Source organism: Maribacter arcticus (genome assembly GCF_900167935.1).
Lineage (GTDB): Bacteria > Bacteroidota > Bacteroidia > Flavobacteriales > Flavobacteriaceae > Maribacter > Maribacter arcticus.
This window is the reverse complement of sequence record NZ_FUYL01000010.1, coordinates 139,162-154,105: the sequence shown is the minus strand read 5'-3', so window position 1 is coordinate 154,105 and position 14,944 is coordinate 139,162. Positions and strand designations below refer to the sequence as shown.

Below are 14,944 nucleotides of genomic sequence, written 5' to 3'. Positions count from 1 at the left end.
AATTTAATGGTTTAGTTAATTAATCTTAATAACTTGCTTTATAGTAGTATAGTTTATTTTTTTTCTAAAAGTGAAATGAATTTTTGCTTCGAAAATAAAATTAATTGTTCGAAGAATTCTGTGAATTCTTCTTCAAAGGCATCATAATGCTCTTCTAGGTCTAAAATAGCAAAATTCATTTTAGACTTATTTTTAGTTCTGCGATTCATGCCATTAAGCACACGAGCAATACCTTCCATTTTAGAGTAATTGTAAATCCAATTATCGGTAATCATATAAGGCATCATTCTTCTTACACCATCAGGTAGAATTTCATAATTGTCTTCTAAAAGATCGTAGAAGCTATCTACAAAAACATCCAAAGGTGTATCTGAATATTTAGACCAATTTTTTGCTAAATAGTGGTCATAATAAATATCTACAATTACCCTACTGTAATGACTATAATTTGCGTGTAGTCGTTTGCTACTAATCTTGGGTATTTCGTGGGTGTCGGTATATGTGTCAATAAAACGATGCAGTTTTATTCCTTTTTGAACATTTTTTGGTAAATGGTCAAATTTATTACCACGAATACTGTCGGCGATAAAATTGCCTATTGTAATTTCTTTATCATTAAAAGATAGATATATATGCGCTAAAAAGTTCATTCGCCTAATTTATACTTCGTAAATCGAATTTACAAAGAAGGACCATAGTGGTAAGTACTAACCCTTTATATTTGCAAAAACTTATTAAGAATATATGACACTAATAAAATCTATTTCAGGAATACGAGGAACAATTGGCGGAAAGCCAGGGGATAATCTTACCCCTATAGATGCAGTTAAGTTTGCAGCATCTTATGGTATTTGGCTAAAGGACTATTCTAAAAAGGATAAATTAAAAGTGGTTATAGGCCGTGATGCAAGATTATCTGGAGAAATGATTCAGAATCTTGTGGTATCTACCTTGGTAGGTTTGGGTATCGATGTTATTGATTTAGATCTTTCTACCACACCAACAGTAGAAATAGCAGTGCCTATGGAGAAAGCTGATGGTGGTATAATATTGACAGCGAGTCATAATCCAAAACAATGGAATGCCCTTAAGTTATTAAACGAAAAAGGAGAATTCTTAGATGCGGCGCAAGGTGCAAAAATCTTAGAGATTGCAGAAAAGGAAGATTTTGATTTTTCTGATGTTGACGATTTAGGAGAAATTACTAGGAACGATAGCTATATTGATATTCATATTGATGAAGTTTTAAACCTTTCATTGGTTGATGCTGAAGTAGTGAAAAAAGCTAAATTCAAAGTTGTTGTAGATGGTGTTAACTCCACTGGAGGAATCGCTATTCCTAAACTGTTAAAAGAATTTGGAGTAGAAGTGGTGGAATTGTATTGTAAACCAACAGGACATTTTCCTCATAACCCAGAACCCTTAAAAGAACATTTAACCGATATAAGTAAATTGGTGGTAAAAGAGAAAGCTGATTTCGGAATTGTAGTTGATCCAGATGTTGACCGTTTAGCTTTTATATGTAATGATGGTGAGATGTTCGGCGAAGAATACACCTTGGTAGCTTGTGCAGACTATGTACTTGGTAAAACTAAAGGTAATACGGTTTCTAACCTTTCTTCTTCACGTGCATTACGTGATATTACTCAAAAACATGGTGGTACGTACGAAGCTGCGGCAGTTGGTGAAGTAAATGTGGTGACTACAATGAAAGCTAATAAGGCTATAATTGGTGGTGAGGGTAACGGAGGTATCATTTACCCAGAAAGTCATTATGGTCGTGATTCTTTAGTAGGTACAGCATTATTTTTAATGTTGATGGCAGAAAAAGGTGGTACGGTTGCAGAACTTAGAGCAAGTTACCCTAGTTACTTTATGAGTAAGAAGAAAATTGAATTGACACCAGGTTTAGATGTAGACGGTATTTTGAAATCAATGGCTGAAAAATATGCCAAAGAGGAATTGTCTACCATTGATGGTGTAAAAATAGATTTTGCTGAGAATTGGGTTCATCTTCGAAAGTCGAACACAGAACCAATCATTAGAATATATACCGAAGCTAAGAGCCAAACTGAGGCAGATGGTTTAGCTAATAGGATAATTGGAGAGATTAAGGAGATTGCAGGTATCTAAGGTAATTTATTCTCTAAATAGGTTGTTCTAACAATTTTAGAAGTTTTGTGCACCCCTGTATGGTTCCATCCAGGGGGCATAAAAACATAGGATAATTTGTTTTTTAATCCAGGAGCTTGGGCAATATCCTTAGCCAGAGCAATTACTTCACCGAAGTAAACATCGAAAAAATTTCCGCTATTTACTTTTCGTGTAATACCATATTCCGGTTTAATTTCTGTTTGTTCTTCTTGGTAGGTGTGAAATACTCTATCCCATATATTTAATAAATTACAGAAATTAGTATCTAAATAAAGTGGATTTTTAGCGTGGTGTACTCTGTGGTGAGAGGGTGTAAGCATTATTTTATTCAAAAATCCAAACCGTGCATCCTTAATCATATTTTCTCCTACATGAATAAATGCACCATAAGTACCATCAATAAACATTATTAAAAAGAGCATTATAGGTTCTACGCCTAAAAGTAGGCATACTGTTGTCCTAATAATATCTGCATATGGTGCTTCTAGAAAAAAGTGTGCATACGTCACAGATAAATTCATGTCCTCGGGAGCATGATGTGTAGAATGCAAGCACCAAAACAACCGAACTTTGTGGCCTAGATAATGATAAATAAAATGGCCTAGCTCCCAAACTATATAGCCGTAAATAAACCAATACCAATTAGATTCTGTATTAATTAGCGCATAAGGTTCTAGCCAGCCAATTAATAGCGTGACCATTGCAATGGCAATAAATCGACCAACAAATCTATTGAAAACATAAATTAAGAAGTTAACCTTGTAAACTTTTGTTTGTGGTTTTTTATAGGCTAAACCAAGTATAAGTTCTAATAATACCAATAAAGGAATAAGAGGATAAATTAGACTTTTGATTCCATCATAGGTCCTAAAAGCACTATAATCTCCACTTTTAATTATCTCCCATGCCTGCGAAATACCTAAGAAACCAAAAACTTCATTATAAATAGTATCTAAAACCTCCATGCCCTATGTATTTGCCTAATTAAATGTAGAAATGAATTCTAAAAATACAGAAATAGATGCAATTTGGTGTTTAGGGATACATATTGAATTTACCTTCAGGTTTTAGCGAAAGCAGCAGGTTTTTTATTTCTGTGTTTCCAACGTTTATGTGTCCATAAATAGTATTCAGGCTTTTCTCGTATTTGTGCTTCTGTCAATTGTAGGAACTTATTCGTTATTTCGTTTTCTTTAGTTTCTTTTCCATTTAGGGCTATAGGTATAAGCTCTGCTTTATAATGACCTCGTTTTACCTTACTAACTTTCAAGAAAACTGTTGCAAGGCCTGTTTTGCGAGCCAAGGCTTCACCACCATTAAATATGGGAACTTTTATACCCATAAAGTTGGTCCAGTAGTGTGCTCTATGTGCTTGTGGTGATTGGTCGCTCACCATGCCGTAGGTAGCGCGAACATTATTTCTAAAATTTTGAATGACTGTCTTTGCTGTTTGACCTTGCGTAATTAAGGTAGTATTCCATCGAGCTCTGGTTTTTCTAATGAATTTATCAAAATAAGAATTGTTCACTTGTTGGTAAACGGCGTACCCTTTAGAGTTGACATAATTATTGATGCTTACATTCCATTCCCAATTGGCATAATGTGCACAAAGAATTATAATACTTCGTTCTTTTTCAATTTCAAGTAAAACTTCAGGATTAACAACTCGGTATTTTTTAGCTACGGCCTTCTTACTAAGGTTCATGGTTTTTACCATTTCTAAAAAGGTATCGCAAAGATGTTTATAAAACTCTTTTTCAATCCTATTTATTTCTTCCTCCGGCTTGTTTGGGAATACCAAATTTAGGTTGTTTTGAACAACTTTACGTCGATATCCAAACACATGGTAAACGAAGAAAAAAGCAATATCAGAAAAGCCGTAAAATAATCGATGTGGCAAAATGGAAATAACCCATAAAAATGGGTAGATTAAAACAAAGGCCAATAGTTGCATTCTCAAATAAATTATGGTCAAATATAGTTATATTTGACGCCAAATAAATGGTAGATAATGTACAACATTGATATAGCGACGATAGCAATAATTGCGGCAAACGTATTGGTTTCATTAAAAGGGTTTAACGATACCTCTTTTTTTGAGCGCTATAAATTCAGCATTGGGGCTATAAAAGCAGGGCAGAAAGAACGCATGGTAACTTCTGGTTTTTTACATGTAGATATTTCACATTTATTATTTAACATGCTTACACTTTATTTCTTTGCAGGTGTGGTAATTAATTGGTTTGGTCCTATTCAATTTTTTATTATTTATGCGGTAAGTCTTCTGGCGGGTAGTTTATTGGCGCTAAGCTTTCATAAAAACGAGCCCTACTATTCTGCAGTTGGTGCAAGTGGTGCGGTTACAGGTATTTTGTATGCGGCAATACTTTTGCAACCAACGATGCAACTAGGTATAATGTTCATTCCTATTCCCGTGCCAGCGTATGTAGTTGGTATAGGGTATTTGCTTTATTCTATCTACGGAATGAAAAAACGTTTGGGCAATATTGGTCATACAGCACATTTCGGTGGTGCAATTGGGGGCTACGCTTGTACGTTATTGTTTATGCCAAGCTTGTTACACACTGAAACTCTAATGGTTGGCTTGTTGGCGCTCCCAATTATCTTGCTTTTTGCTCTTGAGAAGATGGGTAAGATTTAAGAGATTTTACATTTTATGTGTTCCGTTTGATTATTTGAACTAATAATGGGTGCATTTCATCGGATTTCCCTATATAAATACAACAATCGGGTACTACCAGTCGTTATTGAAAAAACCCGAATTAAAAATGAATTCAACATTATCTATTAGAAAAATATGGCTAATAGCCATATCTGCTACTTTTTTAGTAGCAAGTTGTAGTGATGAAACTACAATTTTTGAAAACCCCGAAGATAATTTAGTAAAGGAAACCAATCAGTTAAAATTGGACAATAGTGTGAGTTTCGACCGTGCTGGTGTTCTAGATATTTATGAGGATCCTATTTCAAGTGCAAAAAGATACAATGCGACTGGTAAGGCAGAACAAGCTGGAGATTACCCGCTTACTTTGGTAGCACAAATTGCACCTCCTACATTTGAAAATGGAGAAAATTTAGCAGCTACTCATGTAGCATTAAATGGTGATTATGGCTACGTATCCTATAATACTATTGGACAGGATTATGTAGGTGCTGTCGATGTTATCGATATTAGTGATCCTAATAATCCAAGAGTTACATCTAGAGTATATTTTACAAATGCAGACCTAAATTCAATAGCTTATGATGCAGGTTATGTTTATGTAGCTGGTGGTGTAGATTCTGAAAAATCTGTAACTGCTACCTCGAATTCAGTAGTGGCTAAAATAGCAGTAAGTGGGGGTAGACTAAATACCTCTGACATTACTTTCGGATTTCAAGAAGGTTTTAATGCTACAGATGTTAGTATTATGAACAATAATGTAATCGCAACAAGTGGTCAAGACGGTTTCGTTGTTATTTATGATAAGAATGACATGAGTATTTTGAATGAGGCTGCCTTTGCCGATTTACGTTCTGTAGCTTATAATGGAAGTGAAATAGCTGTTTTAGATGCAGCCCAAGGTGTTAGTTTTCTAGATCAAAGTCTTAATGTGACTAGAAGTATAAATATTGAATCTGATTTTGGAATCGATGCTAAGCGTACCTTAGATTTTTCTAATAATAACATTGTTGTTGCAGAAGGTTCTAAAGGGGCCGGTATATATAATGCAACTTCTGGTAGCTTTATTGAGTATTTACCTATTCTTTTAAGTCCAGATAACGCTGAACAAGGTGATATTGTAACGAATGGTGTTGCGGTGAATGAGGATGTTTTACTAATGGCAAACGGAGCAGGTGGACTTAGTCTTAATGAAAATAAAAGCGATAATACTGTAGGTTTTGGCGTTATAGCCCTTACCGGTTCTATAAATTATGTAGCATCTAAAGGAGATTATATTTTTGCCGCTTCAGGTAAATCAGGATTTCAAATCATTAAGTTGAACAGACCTACCCAGAGTTTGGTAAGTAGTTGTGAAAATTTGGCTTCATTCAATGGTAATTCAAGATATACAGTTCCAGCTGGTGAAGATCAAGCCTATTCGGGATCAAAACGTTTCAATTCATTAACTGTTGATGGTACTCTATTGCTTTGTGGTTCATGGACAGTTAGAGATGATATTACTATTAATGAGAATGCTGTTTTTGAAATGAACGGAACCATTGTGGTTGGTAGAACAAATAGATCGCGAGATATAGTGGTAAAAGCCGGAGCTACGCTTCGTATCGAAGGTAGTGTGTCAATTTATGGCGATTTAATACTTGAAGATGGTGCTACTGTAGAATTCTTGGGAGAAAGTACCATAGCTGTAGTTTGGGGTAGTGTTGTCAGAGCGGGAAGTGCTACTGTAACAGGTACGTTTAATGATTATTTCAGTAAGTTTTAATAGAATAAACTATAAATAAAAAAGCCCCAAGGTGAAAACCTTGGGGCTTTTGCTTTTTAAATGAGGGTGCTAATTTAAAAGTTCAGCAACTTTTTCTTCAAGTGCCGGACCTCTTAAGTTTTTAGCGACTATTACTCCGTTTTCATCTAATAAGAATGCTGCAGGAATCGCCACTACATTATAAAGTTTAGCGATTTGATCGTCGAAATAAGCTATGTTAGAAATATGGTTCCATTCTAAGCCATCTTCTTCAATTGCTTTTTTCCAAGCTTCATCTGTTCTATCTAAAGAAACACCTAAAACGTTTAATCCCTTGTCATGGTATTTATTATATACCGCTACAATGTTAGGGTTTTCAGCTCTACATGGTCTGCACCATCCTGCCCAAAAATCAATTAAAGTTACTTTTCCCATTACATCTTTTAAAGCTATTACTTCTCCTTCGGGGTTTGGTCCTGAAAAATCAGGAGCTACTGCGCCGATACTTGAGTTTTTTTCAGCTTCTTCAGATTTTTTCAGTTTTTCAATACCCTCTAATATTTTTTTACCAGATGGTGAATTTTTAATTTCCTCAGACATGGTATCGTAAATACCTTCAATTTCAGATAAAGAAACTGCTTTTGTTGCAATTGCTCTATCTAGAACAAGTGCTGATATTAGTGCTTTTGGGTTAGCTTTTACATAGTCCAACTCAAAATTCTTATACTCTTCTTGTAATTCTTTGAACTCATCTTGCAAGGCTAATGCAGCTTCACCTGTGGCAGCTTGCATATCTTGTTGTATAGATTGAGCCTGCATTGAAATTTCTCTTGATTGCTCCATATAATCAGCAAAAGCATCATTTTGAAAGGTCCCGCTTATCTCAGCAAAGCCCATGCTATCTCTTTCAGCATTGAATTGAATATCTCCGTTTTCTAATATCACAGCAGTATAGCCTGGCAATTGTTCAACAAAAAGATAATGTAGTTCAGGTATATCAGCTTTTCCGGTAAATTTAAAATCACCATTGGTAGTTATTGCTGTGTCAACCTCTATAGGTTGATTGTTTTCACTTATTTTTTTAAGGAATACTTTTGTGCCATCAGGTATTTCACCTCTTAATTTTCCATTTAGGGTGAAGCCTTCTGGATTGGTGTTGCAACTGAACATTAAAATTCCAGTTAGTAAAATTACAATGCTATTTTTCATAAAATTCACTTAGTTTAAGTTGCAAATGTACTTATATATGAGATATAAAAAAAGACCCCTAACGCAATGGTCAGAGGTCTTTAAATTAGTTTTAATCTAGTAATTAGAACTGGTAACGAATACCAAGCCCTATATCAAAATCGAAATTATCTGAAAATCCGTCATAACCAACAACGCCTAATTCAGGTCTAAAATCCAATGAAAGAATTAAAGGAATGTCAAAATTATATTCGATTCCTATATCACCAGCGGCAAAAACAAATAAGCCGCCATCGTTATTTCTGTTTGGATTATTAGGGAAATCTACACTGCCTAAGCCACCTCCAACACCATAGTACCATTGAAAATCACCTTCAATAGGTCTTACCCATTGGTATAGGCCTGCAATTTTAAAAGCATTGAAATTTCTGCTATCTCGCCATCCTAAGTCAAATTCTAACCTATTACTTTGGCTAAGTGATTTTTGGTAACTGATTTCAGCGCCAAATCCGTCACTATCCCCTAAACGTAATCCTAATGCATGATCAGCTATTTCCTGCGCTGATAGAGAGCAGGTAGCCATAAATAATAATAATGAAATACCTTTTAAAATCTTCATATAGTTCATAATTTTTGTGATGAAAAATGAGCTTATTTGTAATGTAGCTCACACAATAAAACTTAATTTAGCGATTAAAATTGTGCTACTTTGAAAAATAATTTACTGTCAAAATTACAACAAGATTTAGAAGGGGATTTACAATATGATGATTTGATAAAGGGACTCTACGCTACAGACGCTTCCGTTTATCGAAAAATACCCGTTGGTGTGGCTTTTCCTAAAACAGTATCTGATATAAAAAAAATTGTTCTATTTGCTAAAGAGCACAAACTAGGACTAATACCAAGAACGGCTGGCACTTCATTAGCAGGACAATGTGTTGGCGATGGTTTGGTAGTTGATGTTTCTAAGCACTTTACTGAAATTGTAAGTTTAGATGAAGTAAAGAAACAAGTAACCGTGCAGCCAGGTGTTATTAGAGATGAATTAAATCAATATTTAAAACCTTTCGGATTGTTTTTTGGTCCTAATACATCAACTTCAAATAGATGTATGATTGGAGGTATGGTGGGTAACAACTCTTCTGGTACTACATCAATACAATACGGAGTAACAAGAGATAAAGTAATTTCCCTAAAAACAATTTTGGCAGATGGCAGTGAGGCCGAGTTCGGGCGTGTTTCCGAAGCACAATTCTATCAAAAACAGCAGAGTAATACATTTGAAGCATCACTTTATAATAGTATTCATAAAGAATTAATTAATAAAGAGATAGCTGAAGAAATTATCAATAATTTTCCAAAGCCAGAAATTCATAGAAGAAATACAGGTTATGCGGTTGATGAATTGTTGAAGGCTGATGTATTTGGTGGGCAACAACCATATTTTAACATGGCTGAATTGCTGTGTGGTAGTGAAGGGACTTTGGCATTCACCACAGAAATCACCATACAATTAGATGAGTTGCCACCTTCTTATTCGGCAATGGTAGTAACACATTATACTTCGTTAGAAGATTGCTTGATGGATGTCGTTCCTGTAATGAAACATCCTTTGCAATTGTGTGAAATGATGGATAAGGTAATTCTAGATTGCACCAAAAATAATAGGGCGCAAATGGCAAATCGGTTTTTCGTAGAAGGCGATCCAGAGGCTTTACTAATGTTACAGATTAACGCACATACCGAGGAGGAATTAGAAAAGGCAATTGCTTCATTAATAAAAACAGTCGAAGATTCAGGTTTAAGCTATGCGAATGCAACTTTGGTTGGTGATAACATTGCCAAAGCAATTGAGCTGCGTAAAGCAGGATTAGGACTTTTGGGTAATATTGTTGGAGACATGAAAGCGGTGGCATGTATAGAGGATACTGCTGTGGCATTGACAGATTTAAAGGAGTTTATCGGTGAGTTCACCTTAATTATGAAAGGGTATGACCAAAAGGCAGTGTATTATGCGCATGCTGGTGCTGGTGAATTACATTTGAGGCCTATACTTAATCTAAAAAAATCTTCAGATGTTGCTTTATTTAGAAACATCACCACAGATGTGGCTAAACTCACAAAAAAATATAGAGGCTCTTTTAGTGGTGAGCATGGTGATGGTATTGTTCGGGCAGAGTTTATTCCATTAATGATAGGGGATAAAAACTATGAACTTCTAAGAAGGATTAAATCTTACTTTGATCCGCAAGGTATTTTCAATCCAGGTAAAATCGTAGATGCTTACCCGATGGATAAATCGTTTCGATATGAAGTTGACCGTGTAGAGCCTGAGATTAAAACACTTTTAGATTTTTCTGATAGTGAAGGAATTTTAAAAGCCGCTGAAAAGTGTAATGGTAGTGGCGATTGTAGAAAAACACACCATATGAGTGGTGGTATGTGCCCGAGTTACCATGCCACAAAAAACGAAAAAGATACCACACGTGGTCGAGCTAATGCATTACGAGAATTTTTAACGAACCCAAAAAGCATCTCTAAAAATGGGTTTGATAGTCCAGAAATAAAGGAGGCATTTGATTTATGCCTAAGCTGTAAAGCGTGTGCTAGTGAATGCCCTAGTAATGTAGATATATCAACCTTAAAAGCTGAATTTTTATATCAATACCAAGAAACAAATGGGTATCCATTACGAGGTAAATTGTTTGCTTATAACACCAAGCTAAATAGATTAGGCAGTAAAGTTGCTGGTTTAACTAACGCGGTTTATGAGTCTAAATTATTGGGAGGTTTGCTTAAGAAAACAAGCGGAGTAGCTAAAGAAAGGAGCTTACCAAAAGTTTACAGTTTTAATTTTAATAAGTATCTTCAACGTATTGTTGGTCAAAATACTACGACAAAAAATAAAGTTATTCTATTTATTGATGAATTTACTAGGTACTTAGATGTAGAAGTTGGTAAAGATGCAATAGAACTACTAGTTCGTTTGGGATATGATGTGGAATTATATTTCGCTGAAAGTGGACGAACATTTCTTTCTAAAGGATTTTTAAAACAAGCACAAAAATTGGCCGTAAAAAATACAAAGGAGTTAAAGAAATTTGCCGACTTAGGATTGCCAATTTTAGGTTTAGAGCCTTCAGCGATACTTTCGTTTAGGGATGAATACAAACGTATGACAGCCGATAAAGAGATAGCTCAAAAAATTGCAGACCATTCATTCTTAATTGAAGAGTTTTTGGCAAAAGAAATTTCAGATGGACGATTGAAGGTTACCGATTTTACTGAGGAGGCTAAGGATGTTAAAATTCATAATCACTGCCATCAAAAAGCATTAAGTAACCAAAAAGTAACTTTCGATGTTTTAAATCTTCCTATAAATTATAAAGTAACCATAATTTCGTCTGGGTGCTGTGGTATGGCTGGTTCTTTTGGTTATGAAGAAGAGCATTATGAAACGAGTATGAAAATCGGCGGATTAAAACTCTTTCCTGCAGTTAACAAATCTGCACTAGGTACAATCATCGCAGCAAACGGTACCAGTTGCAGACATCAAATATTCGACGGTACAAAAAGAATGGCAAAACATCCAGTAAGTATTTTGAAAGAGGCTTTGGTTAATTAAAAATCTCCTTCGGCCTCATTTTGTTCTTCTTTAGATTTTCGATGAGTAAGAGTAGTTATGAGCTCATTGATATCCATTGATTTAAGTTCTTCATCCATGTAAAATGAAGTGAGTTTATCATTCTCGTAACGGTATATTTTCCAACGCTTAAAGGAGTATTCTAATGCGGTCATGTGTTCTACCCAATCCCCTGAATTTAAATATAGGCATTCCCCTTTAGCAGTTTCTATAATCCGTTTGTTTGGGAAATGACTATGACCACATACCACATGATTATAATGTTGATTAATCGCCATTTTGGCTACATTCTGTTCGAATAATGAAATTTGTTCTGAATCTCGTTCACCAAGTGCACTTTCTAGATGTGAAAATGGGCTATTCTTCTTTCCTATTAATCTAAGTGAATTGGTTTTCAGCTTAGAGAGCTTGAGTAGTGAGTCAAATCCGAAACTTCCGAATTTTAATAACCAATGAGAAAGGTGAAATGAGAAATCAAAAATATCTCCATGAAAAAATAAAGTATTCTTTCCGTTTAGTTTTAAGGTAAGGCGATTAGAAACTTTTATTGCCCCCATATAAAGACCATCTATCTTTCGAAAAGTTTCATCGTGGTTACCAGTAATAAAATGGACTTCAGTGCCTTTAGACGCTAAGGAAAAAACTTTTTTAATAACCTTTAGGTGAGAGGGAGGAAAATAGTTGTTACGCATCTTCTTAGTATCTAAGATGTCACCATTTAAAATTAAAATTTTAGGGTCAATACTAGATAAATATGTAAGTAGTTCTTCTGCATGACAGGCATAAGAGCCTAAATGAACATCAGAAAGGACTGCTATTTCAAGACGGCGTTTTTTCAAAGGCGTTATTTTGATGACAAAATTAAATCTAACAAAAGATTAATCACTTATAACTTAGGTCAATAATCCATCAACATTAGGTTAATTAATTATTATCATAATTGTTTGAACGTTATCATCATATTAAGCAGTTTTAAAATTTTTCTTTCATGCATTTAACATTTACCTTTGAATTTTGCGATTAAGTAAGTATTGCAAGCAGTATCAACTAATTTAGAAAGTACATATTATGGCCGGTAATACCTTTGGAACCATATTTAGGGTAAGCACTTTTGGAGAATCACACGGAAAAGCAATAGGCGGAGTTATTGATGGGTGTCCGTCTGGAATTGAATTGGATTTAGAAGCTATTCAATACGATCTAGATCGTCGTAAACCAGGCCAATCTGCCATAGTTACGCAACGAAAGGAGCCTGATGAAGTGGAGTTTTTCTCCGGAATTTTTGAAGGTAAAACAACTGGCACTCCTATTGGTTTCGCCATACATAATACTAATCAAAAATCTAAGGATTACGGTCATATTAAGGATTCTTATAGACCATCTCATGCCGATTATGTTTATGATAAGAAGTATGGTTTTAGAGATTATCGTGGTGGTGGTAGAAGCTCAGCAAGAGAAACAGCTAGTAGGGTAGTGGCTGGTGCCATTGCAAAGCAGTTTTTAAAAGGTATCGAAATACAAGCCTATGTATCTCAAGTTGGAGATATGAAGCTAGATAAAGACTATAAGGATTTAGATTTAAGCTTAACGGAATCAAATGCAGTACGGTGTCCTGACCCAGAAATGGCGATGAAGATGGAGGAATATATTAAGTCTATCAAAAAAGCAGGTGATACCATAGGCGGAATTATTACGTGTGTCGCTAAAAATGTACCGATTGGTTTAGGAGAGCCTGTATTCGACAAACTTCATGCAGAACTGGGTAAAGCAATGCTATCCATAAATGCCGTCAAGGGTTTTGAATATGGCAGTGGCTTTGAAGGAGTGAAAATGAAAGGCAGCGACCATAATGACCAATTTAATAGCGATGGTTCTACCATAACCAACTATAGCGGAGGTATACAAGGTGGTATAAGTAATGGAATGGATATCTATTTTAATGTTGCTTTCAAACCAGTTGCCACTGTAATACAAGGCTATGAAACAATAGATAAAGAAGGTAATAAAGTTCAAGCCCAAGGTAAGGGTAGGCATGACCCATGTGTTGTACCAAGAGCTGTGCCTATTGTAGAAGCAATGACTGCTATGGTTTTGGCAGATTACGCCTTATTGAATAGAACTATTAAATTATAGGTTTCCTTTTTAGCACTTTTCCTATCAAAATACTATCTTACTTCCCTAAACCAAATTATATATGAGGAAGCTAGAGTTGCATTGGCAAATTCTATTGGGAATGTTGGCGGGTGTTATATTCGCCTTTGCTATGGTTCAATTAGAATGGGGACCTAAATTTATTTCTGATTGGATAAAGCCTTTTGGAAACATTTTCATTAATTCTCTAAAACTCATTGCCGTTCCTTTGATATTAGCCTCTTTAATAAAGGGTGTATCTGATTTAAAGGATATTTCAAAACTTTCTAAAATGGGTGGGCGAACTATAGCTATCTATATCCTTACTACTGTTATAGCAGTTACTATTGGTTTGGGAGTGGTTAATATTGTAAAGCCAGGTGCTTCAATAAGTGAAGAAACAAGAACAGAATTAGTAGAAAACTATAAAGGCGATGCCGAAGCAATAAAATCTAAAGCAGATAAACAAAAAGAGTCCGGTCCTTTACAGGCGTTGGAAGATTTGGTGCCTAGTAATATTTTTCAAGCAGCTTCTGATAATGGAAATATGCTGCAGGTTATTTTCTTTGCTATATTTTTTGGTATTGGTCTAATTCTCATACCGGAAGAACAATCCTCCCCGGTAAAGAAATTTTTTGATGGTTTTAATGAAGTTATTCTAAAACTCATTGACCTTATAATGTTAGCGGCTCCTTTTGGTGTTTTTGCTTTATTAGCTGCATTGGTGGTAGAATCTCCTAGTTTAGATTTATTTAAAGCGTTGGCATGGTATGCTTTCTGCGTAGTTCTTGGCTTGACTTTAATGTTAGGTGTTTATCTGCTATTGGTTTGGGTAGTTACAAAAACCTCTCCAAGTACATTTATGAAGGGAATGTCACCTGCTCAATTATTGGCTTTTTCAACAAGTTCGAGTGCGGCTACTTTACCTGTAACTATGGAAAGGGTAGAAGAGCATTTAGGAGTAGATGAAGAAGTAACAAGTTTTGTGCTTCCTATTGGTGCTACAATCAATATGGATGGTACCAGCTTATACCAAGCGGTAGCAGCGGTTTTTATAGCACAAGCTTTTGGAATGGATTTAAGTTTATCTGCTCAATTAGGGATAATTGTAACGGCAACTTTAGCATCTATTGGTAGTGCTGCAGTACCAGGTGCTGGAATGGTTATGTTGGTAATAGTTTTGGCACAGGCAGGAATACCGGAAGCAGGTTTGGCGCTTATATTTGCGGTTGATAGACCATTAGATATGTGTCGTACTGTAATTAATGTCTCAGGTGACGCAACAGTTTCTATGATGGTGGCAAAATCGGTTGGTAAATTAGGGAAACCCAAAGTAAAAAATTGGGATGATAATTACGATAAAACTGCTAAGTAGTGAATAGAAATTTGGGGAGTTTAA

The 14,944-nt window shown here is 35.2% G+C and carries 12 protein-coding genes; 6 read left to right on the top strand and 6 right to left on the bottom strand.

The genetic code is table 11. The annotated features are described in order from the left end of the window. Nucleotides 1-53: 53 nt before the first annotated feature. On the bottom strand, nucleotides 54-650 hold the full coding sequence (locus B5X55_RS15410) for an acyl carrier protein phosphodiesterase (RefSeq protein WP_079513524.1): 597 nt from the start codon (nucleotides 648-650) through the stop codon (nucleotides 54-56). A 94-nt stretch (nucleotides 651-744) separates the two neighbouring features. Here B5X55_RS15410 and glmM point away from each other — a divergent pair, with 94 nt between their 5' ends. After that, nucleotides 745-2,133 carry a phosphoglucosamine mutase gene (gene glmM, locus B5X55_RS15405; RefSeq protein ID WP_079513523.1) on the top strand — a complete coding sequence of 463 codons (1,389 nt, stop codon included), beginning with the start codon at nucleotides 745-747 and terminating at the stop codon, nucleotides 2,131-2,133. On the opposite strand, the gene B5X55_RS15400 is transcribed toward glmM, so the two are convergent. Together B5X55_RS15400 and B5X55_RS15395 are read right to left on the bottom strand one after the other, a co-directional pair. Then, nucleotides 2,130-3,119 carry a sterol desaturase family protein gene (locus B5X55_RS15400; protein ID WP_079513522.1) on the bottom strand — a complete coding sequence of 330 codons (990 nt, stop codon included), beginning with the start codon at nucleotides 3,117-3,119 and terminating at the stop codon, nucleotides 2,130-2,132. The genes glmM and B5X55_RS15400 overlap by 4 nt on opposite strands. Nucleotides 3,120-3,214: 95 nt before the next feature. Beyond that, entirely contained in the window at nucleotides 3,215-4,129 is a 915-nt protein-coding gene (locus B5X55_RS15395) for a lysophospholipid acyltransferase family protein (protein ID WP_317042727.1), read from the bottom strand. Nucleotides 4,130-4,165: 36 nt separating this feature from the next. On the opposite strand from B5X55_RS15395, the gene B5X55_RS15390 reads away from it, so the two are divergent. After that, nucleotides 4,166-4,816, top strand: coding sequence for a rhomboid family intramembrane serine protease (locus tag B5X55_RS15390; protein WP_079513520.1), 651 nt, complete (start codon nucleotides 4,166-4,168; stop codon nucleotides 4,814-4,816). 127 nt (nucleotides 4,817-4,943) lie between these two features. Continuing rightward, the gene (locus B5X55_RS15385) at nucleotides 4,944-6,602 is read left to right on the top strand and encodes an LVIVD repeat-containing protein (RefSeq protein ID WP_079513519.1); all 1,659 of its coding nucleotides are present in this window, start codon (nucleotides 4,944-4,946) and stop codon (nucleotides 6,600-6,602) included. A 69-nt stretch (nucleotides 6,603-6,671) separates the two neighbouring features. On the opposite strand, the gene B5X55_RS15380 is transcribed toward B5X55_RS15385, so the two are convergent. Both B5X55_RS15380 and B5X55_RS15375 read right to left on the bottom strand, forming a co-directional pair. Further along, nucleotides 6,672-7,790, bottom strand: a complete 1,119-nt coding sequence (locus B5X55_RS15380) for a TlpA disulfide reductase family protein (RefSeq protein WP_079513518.1) — start codon at nucleotides 7,788-7,790, stop codon at nucleotides 6,672-6,674. 103 nt (nucleotides 7,791-7,893) lie between these two features. After that, the gene (locus B5X55_RS15375) at nucleotides 7,894-8,388 is read right to left on the bottom strand and encodes a hypothetical protein (protein ID WP_079513517.1); all 495 of its coding nucleotides are present in this window, start codon (nucleotides 8,386-8,388) and stop codon (nucleotides 7,894-7,896) included. Nucleotides 8,389-8,478: 90 nt separating this feature from the next. Here B5X55_RS15375 and B5X55_RS15370 point away from each other — a divergent pair, with 90 nt between their 5' ends. After that, nucleotides 8,479-11,397, top strand: coding sequence for an FAD-binding and (Fe-S)-binding domain-containing protein (locus B5X55_RS15370; protein ID WP_079513516.1), 2,919 nt, complete (start codon nucleotides 8,479-8,481; stop codon nucleotides 11,395-11,397). On the opposite strand, the gene B5X55_RS15365 is transcribed toward B5X55_RS15370, so the two are convergent. After that, nucleotides 11,394-12,254 carry a UDP-2,3-diacylglucosamine diphosphatase gene (locus tag B5X55_RS15365; RefSeq protein ID WP_079513515.1) on the bottom strand — a complete coding sequence of 287 codons (861 nt, stop codon included), beginning with the start codon at nucleotides 12,252-12,254 and terminating at the stop codon, nucleotides 11,394-11,396. The two genes, B5X55_RS15370 and B5X55_RS15365, sit on opposite strands and share 4 nt — an antisense overlap. 229 nt (nucleotides 12,255-12,483) lie before the next feature. Between B5X55_RS15365 and aroC the strand changes: the two genes are divergently transcribed. Then, entirely contained in the window at nucleotides 12,484-13,548 is a 1,065-nt protein-coding gene (gene aroC, locus B5X55_RS15360) for a chorismate synthase (protein WP_079513514.1), read from the top strand. A gap of 61 nt (nucleotides 13,549-13,609) precedes the next feature. Next, nucleotides 13,610-14,920: a dicarboxylate/amino acid:cation symporter gene (locus B5X55_RS15355; protein WP_079513513.1), complete on the top strand. Its 1,311-nt coding sequence runs from the start codon at nucleotides 13,610-13,612 to the stop codon at nucleotides 14,918-14,920. Nucleotides 14,921-14,944: the final 24 nt, after the last annotated feature.